We start from the raw sequence: 6,820 nt of genomic DNA on the forward strand, positions 1-6,820 counted from the left end.
GGTCACGCTCCCTTGCGCATGCCGCGAAGCTGCACGATGTAGGCGATCACCATGGTGATCAGCCCCATGATGATGGCGACCGCCGCGGAGTAGTTCTGCTGCTGGCCGTTGAAGGACAGCGAGTACGTGTAGAAGTTCGGCGTGTAGTCCGTCGTGATGGCGTTGCGCGCCAACTGCCGCAGGATGTTCGGCTCGTTGAAGAGCTGGAAGCTGCCGATGATGGAGAAGATCGTCGCGATGACGAGGGCGCCGCGGATGGCGGGGAGCTTGATCGCGGTGATGACGCGGAACTGTCCGGCGCCGTCGATCTCCGCGGCCTCGTAGAGCGAGTGCGGGATGACCCGCAGCGCGGAGTAGAAGATCAGCATGTTGTAGCCGACGAACTCCCAGGTGACGATGTTGCCGATCGACGCCAGGACCAGGTCGGTCGAGAGCGGGTCGGGCAGGGTGACACCGAAGGCTTCGTTGACGTCGCCGACCAGGCCGTAGCGGGTGCCGTACATGAAGCCCCACATCAGAGTGGCGACCACGGCGGGCACGGCGTACGGCAGGAAGATCGTGATCCGGAAGAAGTCCTTGCCGTACAGCCGTCCGCTGTCCAGGGCGAGTGCGATGAGCAGGGCGATGCCCAGCATGATCGGCACCTGGACGACGAGGAAGAGCGAGACCCGTATGAGGGAGTCCCAGAACCGGTCGTCCTCGAGGGCCTGGGTGTAGTTGTCCAGGCCGACGAACTGGTTGCCGCCGATCAACTGGTCACGGAACAGGCTCAGATAGATCGAGTACGCGATCGGCGCCAGGAAGACGAGGGCGAAGACCGCCACGAAGGGGCCGATGAACCCCCAGCCCGTCCAGGAGCGGCGGCTGCGTTTCGCCGCGGGCCGGGGGCCTGGAGGCCGGTCCGCGGCCACCGGCGGTTGTAGCGTCGTCATGTCGTTCCTCGTTCATCCATCCCGGAACCGGCGTTGTGCGCCGCCGAAGATGTTTGCGTAAACATTCCGCTTTGCGAGAGTCCATGGGCTGTTATGTTTACGTAAACATCTGATGGCGGAATGTCTACACTGCCCCGATGACGACGGTCAAGGGTCGGCAGCGGAAACTGCGCCCCGAGCGACAAGGGAGACGGGGAGACGGGTGGACACTGCGGACAGTGCGTCGGTGCAGCGGGCACGAGTACGTACCAGGACAAGGGCAGGTCGCCGCACGCAGAGCGCGTCCATGGCGGACGTCGCCCGGCTGGCCGGCGTCTCCTCACAGACGGTCTCCCGGGTTTCCAATGGTTATGAAGGCGTGACCGAGGAGACCCGCCGGCAGGTACTCGCGGCCATGGAGGAGCTGGGCTACCGGCCCAACAGCGCCGCACGGGCCCTCAAACGCGGCGAGTTCCGCACCATAGGGGTCATCACCTTCGGCCTGGCCACCACGGGCAACGTCCGCACCCTGGAGGCGATCGCCACCTCCGCGGCCCACGAGGGCTACGCCGTCACACTCCTGCCCGTCGCCGTCCCCACCCAGAACGAGGTCCGCGGCGCCTTCTCCCGCCTCGGAGAGCTGGCCGTCGACGCCGTCATCGTCATCCTGGAGGTGCACCTCCTCGACGCGGTGACCCTCTCCCTGCCACCGCACGTCCGCATCGTCGTGGCCGACTCGGACGCCGGAGACCGCTACACCGTGGTCGACACCGACCAGGCCGGCGGCAGCCGCACCGCCGTACGCCACCTCCTGGACCTCGGCCACCACACGGTCTGGCACCTGGCAGGACCCGAGGAGTCGTATGCAGCGGAGCGCCGCGCTCAGGCCTGGCGCACCGAACTCACCGAGGCGGGTCGACCCACACCGCCTCTGGTACGGGGCGACTGGTCGGCCGAGTCCGGCTATACGGCCGGGCTCGAACTCGCCCGCCAGAAGGAGTGCACGGCGGTCTTCGCCGCCAACGACCAGATGGCGCTCGGCCTGCTGCGCGCCCTGCACGAACAGGGCCGGAAGGTACCGGACGACGTCAGCGTCATCGGCTTCGACGACATCGCCGAGGCCGGCTCCTTCCTGCCTCCCTTGACCACGGTCCACCAGGACTTCGCCGAGGTGGGGCGGCTCTGCGTGGAGGGCGTGCTGCGGCAGATGCGGCACGAGGACACGGAACACGGCACCACGCTCGTACCCACGCGACTCGTGGTGCGCCACAGCACGGCACCGCCGCCGCCCCGGTAACCGCCTCACCCCACGACTCCGGGCCGTACGACGACCGCGCCCTGTTCCCGGCCCGGCAGGGCAGGGCAGGCGGCGCTACAACTCGACGATGGCGCGCAGGGCGGCGAGATGGGCCTGGTAGGCATCGCGCCCCTGGCGGGTCAGGCGTAGCCACACACGTTGTCGGGTGTCACGGACAGCCTTGCGCTGCTCGACGTAGCCGGCCTCCATCAGAACGGTGACGTGCTTGCTCAGCACCGAGGCGGAGACGTCGAGCTGCCGCTGGACCAGGGCGAACTCGGCCTCGTCGGCGGTGTCGAGCAGGGCGCAGATGCGCAGCCGGTTGGGGGCGTGGATGGTGGTGTCGAAGCCGTCCATGGGGTCGGTGGCGGCGTTTTTCACGAGGCTTTCCGGTGCAGGCGTACGAAGGCGATGTGGAAACCGATCGACACCGCGGCGCCGACGGCGGAAGCGGCGAACAGCCACAGCGGCTCACGGGTGACGCGGAAGGCGAGGACCGAGCCCAGCAACAGCGCGGGGAGCCCGATCATGAGCGGCACGACGGCGCGCTTGGGCAATACGTCCAAGCGCAGCGCCACGCCGGTCGCCTTGCGCCAGTTCGCGGCGGCGACCCCGAACAGCACCAAGTGAGCCGCGGTCATCACCAGCATGAGGACGCCCCAGGCCAGATTGGGCAGCAGCCACTCGCGGCTTGCCACCATGCCCCCGTAGACCGGCGGGATGGCAGCGATGTACAGCGTGAGCGTGGTGACGAACCAGCGCGGCCACGGGGTGGCGGACAGGGCGGCGGCGGACGCCCGGACCTGCTCGGTATCGGCGAGCGCGGCGCGTGCCTGCTCCGGGGTCGGGCGGACGACGCCTCCGTTGGTTTCCATGACGGAAAGACTAGCCATGTGTTTCCAGCACGGCAAGACGTGGCTTTCCACTACGGAAAATATCGGGCGCGGTGAAGTCCGTACGGCAGAGAAGCCTCAGTCTCGCGGTAGCCCGAGGATTCGCTCGGCGACCACGTTCAGCTGCACCTGTGTCGTGCCGCCGGCGATGGTCAGGCAGCGGGAGAGGAGGAAGCTGTGGGCGGTACGCTTCCCCGTTCCCTCCCACAACGCACCATCCGGGCCTAGGAGTTCTAGGGCGAGTTCGGCGACCTTCTGCTGGTGCACGGTCTGGACGAGCTTGCGTATGGAGGCTCCTGCGCCCGGCTCGACGCCCGACACCTGTTGCATGGTCGTACGGAGCCCGATGCAGGCCAGTGCGTGCGCCTCCGCGATCAGGGCGCCGAGGCGGACGCGTACGGCATCCTCCAAGTCCCTGGCGAGGAGCGCCTCGATGCCGGTGCCGAAGGTCAACTGGTCGGCCATGTGGACGCGTTCGTTGCCAAGGGTGTTGCGGGCGACCTTCCAGCCGTCGTCGACGGCACCGACGACCGAGTCTGCAGGCAGCACCGCGTCGTCGAAGTAGACCTCGTTGAACAGGGAGTCCCCGGTGATCTCCTTCAGCGGACGGACATCGATACCCTCCGTGTTCTTCATGTCGACGACGAAGTACGTGAGCCCCTTGTGCTTGGCCGCCTCCGGATTCGTACGGGCGAGCAGGATCCCGTAGTCCGCCCAGCGGGCCGAACTCGTCCACACCTTCTGCCCGTTGACCCGCCAGCACCCGTCGGCGGTCCGCTCGGCGCGCGTCCGCAGCGAGGCGAGGTCGGACCCGGCTCCGGGTTCCGAGAACAGCTGGCACCACAGCACGTCCCCGCTCAGCGTGGGCAGCAGATACCGCTCCTGCTGCTCGCGCGTCCCGTACGCGATGAGCGACGGTACGACCCAGGTGGCGATCCCCAGATCACTGAGCCGTACGCCCGCCGCGGCCAACTCCTCCTGGACGGCGAGCTGTTGGACGGGTCCGGCACCGAGTCCGTACGGGGCGGGCAGATGCGGGGCGGCGTACCCGGTGGGTGCCAACTCCCGTCGTACTGCGGCCGGTTCGAGTCCGCGCACACGCTCAACGACCTCACGGGCGTCCGCACGGTAGGGCGCTGCCTCCCCCGGCAGGTCCAGCCTCAACTCCCTCCGTACGCCGCCCTCCGCGAGCCGCACAGCACGCAGCCGGTGCACGTCGCCCGTGCCGAACAGCTGCCGCGCCACCACCGCCCGCCGCAGGTACAGATGGGCGTCGTGCTCCCAGGTGAACCCGATCCCGCCGAGAACCTGGATGCAGTCCTTGGCGCAGGAGTACGCGGCGTCCAGGGCCTCGGCGGCAGCGAGGGCCGACACCAACTCCCGTACGCCGACCGGCTCTTGAACCGCCCGAGCCGCGTCCCAGGTGAGCGCCCGGGCCCGTTCCACCCGTACCAGCATGTCGGCGCACAGATGCTTCACGCCCTGGAAACGCCCGATGGGCTGCCCGAACTGCTCGCGAGCCTTGGCGTATTCGGAGGCGGTGTGCAGCGCCCAGCCGGCGGTGCCGCAGGCATCCGCGGCGAGGAGGACGGCGGCCAGGTCGCGCACGAGCGCGGAGTCGACGGCCGCGATGGGCAGCACGCGGTCGGTGGGTACACGCACCCCGTCCGCCCGGACCTCGGCGGTGGCCCGCGTAGGGTCGACGCTCTCGTGCGCCCGTACAGCGAGGTCGGCGGCATCGACGGCCAACCACACCACCCCGCCCGCCCCATCTGAAGCGGCCAGGATCAGCAGGTCTGCGTCTGCCCCCGACAGCACGGGCGGGGCGGTCCCGTCGAGGAGGTACCCGCCCTCCTCACGCGGGGCAGCGGTCATCGACCCCGCCCCGAACGCCACGGCCCCCACACGCTCCCCCGCCGCCAGCGCCCGCACCAATTGGTCCGCTCCTGCCTCGTCCGCCCCCGCACGGGCGAGCACCAGCGAGGCGATCAGACTCGGGACGTACGGCCCCGGCAGCGCGGCCCGCGCAGCCTCCTCCACCACGACGGCCAGGTCGAGGAGGTCGCCGCCATCACCGCCGTACGCCTCGGGCAGATGCACACCGAGCAGCCCCTGCGCGGCGAGCCCGTCCCAGTACGGAGGTCTGCCCTCGCCGGGCGAATCGAGGAGTTTGCGCACTTCCTCGGGCGGCACGGCCCGAGCAATCCAGCCGCGCACGGCTTCGGCCAACTCCCGCTGTTCACGCGTGATCCCGATCCCCATACAGGCCTCGCCTCCCCAAGGTCGGCGAAAGAGTAGAACACGTTTCAATCTGATGGAAGGTCAGAAGGTCGCCAGAAACCGCCTTGACGCTGACGACGGATCAGATGATCAAGAATTCGTTAGGGACCCGAAGCAGTGACTCCTCCCCCGTGTGAACGCGGGGGCTTCTCGCTATGCCGGTTGGGCGTCGCGACGGACCAGCCCGGCCCGTAGAACGTTCAGGGCGCCCACCGTGTCCGCGTGCGTGCTGTGGCCGCACGAGACGCAGTGGAACTTCTCCTGGGTGGGCCGGTTCTCCGCTGCGACGTGCCCGCATGCGGGGCAGGTCCGGGAGGTGTTGCGGGGGTCCACGGCGATCACTTCCCGTCCGGCGCTCTCAGCCTTGGCGTGCAGGATCGTCAGGAACACCCCCCATCCGGCATCCGAGATCGAGTAGTTCAGCCCGGCCTTGGCAGCGGCCCCGTTGGGCAGGAAACTGCCCGGCCTCTTAGGGTCCGGCTTCGGGACGGGGGCCTTGACCATGTTGCGGATCTTGAGGTCTTCGTGCGCGATGACATCGTGTGAGCGGACCAGATCGAGGGCGGTCTTGTGCGCGTGGTCCAGTCGCTGGCGGCGGACCTGGCGATGCAGGTCGGCGACCTTGTTCACGGCCCGCTGATGGTTGGCCGTGCGCTTGTCCCGGCGCACCCGCGGGAACCGGGCCAGGGCCTGCTGTGCGACTTCGAGCCGTGCAGCGACCCGCTTCCCGTGCCGGGGATTGGGCACGAACTCGCCGTTTGAATCGGTAAGGAAGCGGGCGATGCCCAGGTCGATGCCGACCACGCTGCCAGTCGCAGGCAGCGGCTCGGGCCGTGCCTGCTCGGCGGTCACAACGACGTACCAGCGCTTGCCCTCGCGCTTGACGCTGACGGTCTTGACCTTGCCGACCACCGGCCGGTGCTGGTTGACCTTGACATGCCCGACACCCTGGAAACGGACGCGGGTGACCGGATCGTGCGGGGCGGAATCCCAGCGGCAGCCGTCGCCGTCCTTGGGAAAGTCCACCGTGTCGAACCAGTTCACCCCACGAAAACGCGGATAGCCGGGCGCCTCGCCGGCCTTGACCCGACGGAAGAACGCGGCGAACGCCTTGTCCAGACGGCGAAGCGTGGCCTGCTGCGAGCTGAACGACCAGCGGCCCTGCCGCTCCGGGTCGAACGCCCGGATCTCCTTGAGCTGCGCCGACTGCATCCCGTACGTGACGCACGTCTTCGACACATGCCGCCAGGCGTCACGACGCTCCTGCAACGCACCGTTGTAGAGCGAGCAGTGATCACGCAGCATCTCGCCGAGCGCGGCCTGCTGGCCCACGGTGGGCCGGTAAGGTCGGCTCGGGGCGCGGTTCTGGCATTACTGCCAGCCCGTTTCCCCGAGCCGCCTTCCGAACCCGCCGTGCCTATTACTAGGCAACGGGCTCT

The 6,820-nt window shown here is 68.8% G+C and carries 6 protein-coding genes; 1 reads left to right on the forward strand and 5 read right to left on the reverse strand.

Annotated elements, in window-relative coordinates; translation table 11 throughout:
- Nucleotides 1-2: 2 nt before the first annotated feature.
- Nucleotides 3-932 (reverse strand): carbohydrate ABC transporter permease, encoded by a 930-nt coding sequence (locus ABD357_RS39720; protein WP_344396263.1) that lies wholly within the window; start codon nucleotides 930-932, stop codon nucleotides 3-5.
- Nucleotides 933-1,218: 286 nt separating this feature from the next.
- Between ABD357_RS39720 and ABD357_RS39725 the strand changes: the two genes are divergently transcribed.
- Entirely contained in the window at nucleotides 1,219-2,208 is a 990-nt protein-coding gene (locus tag ABD357_RS39725) for a LacI family DNA-binding transcriptional regulator (RefSeq protein ID WP_344396264.1), read from the forward strand.
- A gap of 75 nt (nucleotides 2,209-2,283) precedes the next feature.
- On the opposite strand, the gene ABD357_RS39730 is transcribed toward ABD357_RS39725, so the two are convergent.
- From ABD357_RS39730 to ABD357_RS39745, 4 genes are all read right to left on the reverse strand, one after another.
- Nucleotides 2,284-2,589, reverse strand: a complete 306-nt coding sequence (locus ABD357_RS39730; protein ID WP_425585199.1) for a transcriptional regulator — start codon at nucleotides 2,587-2,589, stop codon at nucleotides 2,284-2,286.
- Nucleotides 2,586-3,083 carry a hypothetical protein gene (locus ABD357_RS39735; RefSeq protein WP_344396265.1) on the reverse strand — a complete coding sequence of 166 codons (498 nt, stop codon included), beginning with the start codon at nucleotides 3,081-3,083 and terminating at the stop codon, nucleotides 2,586-2,588. The genes ABD357_RS39730 and ABD357_RS39735 overlap by 4 nt, the downstream gene beginning before the upstream one ends.
- 96 nt (nucleotides 3,084-3,179) lie before the next feature.
- Nucleotides 3,180-5,363 carry an acyl-CoA dehydrogenase family protein gene (locus ABD357_RS39740; RefSeq protein WP_344396266.1) on the reverse strand — a complete coding sequence of 728 codons (2,184 nt, stop codon included), beginning with the start codon at nucleotides 5,361-5,363 and terminating at the stop codon, nucleotides 3,180-3,182.
- A gap of 171 nt (nucleotides 5,364-5,534) precedes the next feature.
- A complete protein-coding gene (locus ABD357_RS39745; RefSeq protein WP_344396267.1) occupies nucleotides 5,535-6,713 on the reverse strand; it encodes an RNA-guided endonuclease InsQ/TnpB family protein in 1,179 nt (392 codons plus the stop codon).
- Between the last annotated feature and the right edge of the window lie 107 nt (nucleotides 6,714-6,820).

It is taken from the genome of Streptomyces vastus (assembly GCF_039532825.1).
Classification (GTDB): Bacteria; Actinomycetota; Actinomycetes; order Streptomycetales; family Streptomycetaceae; genus Streptomyces; species Streptomyces vastus.

What these genes read in the sequence shown, in the direction of transcription:
- ABD357_RS39720 (WP_344396263.1), bottom strand. Translation starts at nt 932, where the DNA reads ATGACGACGCTACAACCGCCGGTGGCCGCGGACCGGCCTCCAGGCCCC.
- ABD357_RS39725 (WP_344396264.1), top strand. Translation starts at nt 1,219, where the DNA reads ATGGCGGACGTCGCCCGGCTGGCCGGCGTCTCCTCACAGACGGTCTCC.
- ABD357_RS39735 (WP_344396265.1), bottom strand. Translation starts at nt 3,083, where the DNA reads ATGGAAACCAACGGAGGCGTCGTCCGCCCGACCCCGGAGCAGGCACGC.
- ABD357_RS39740 (WP_344396266.1), bottom strand. Translation starts at nt 5,363, where the DNA reads ATGGGGATCGGGATCACGCGTGAACAGCGGGAGTTGGCCGAAGCCGTG.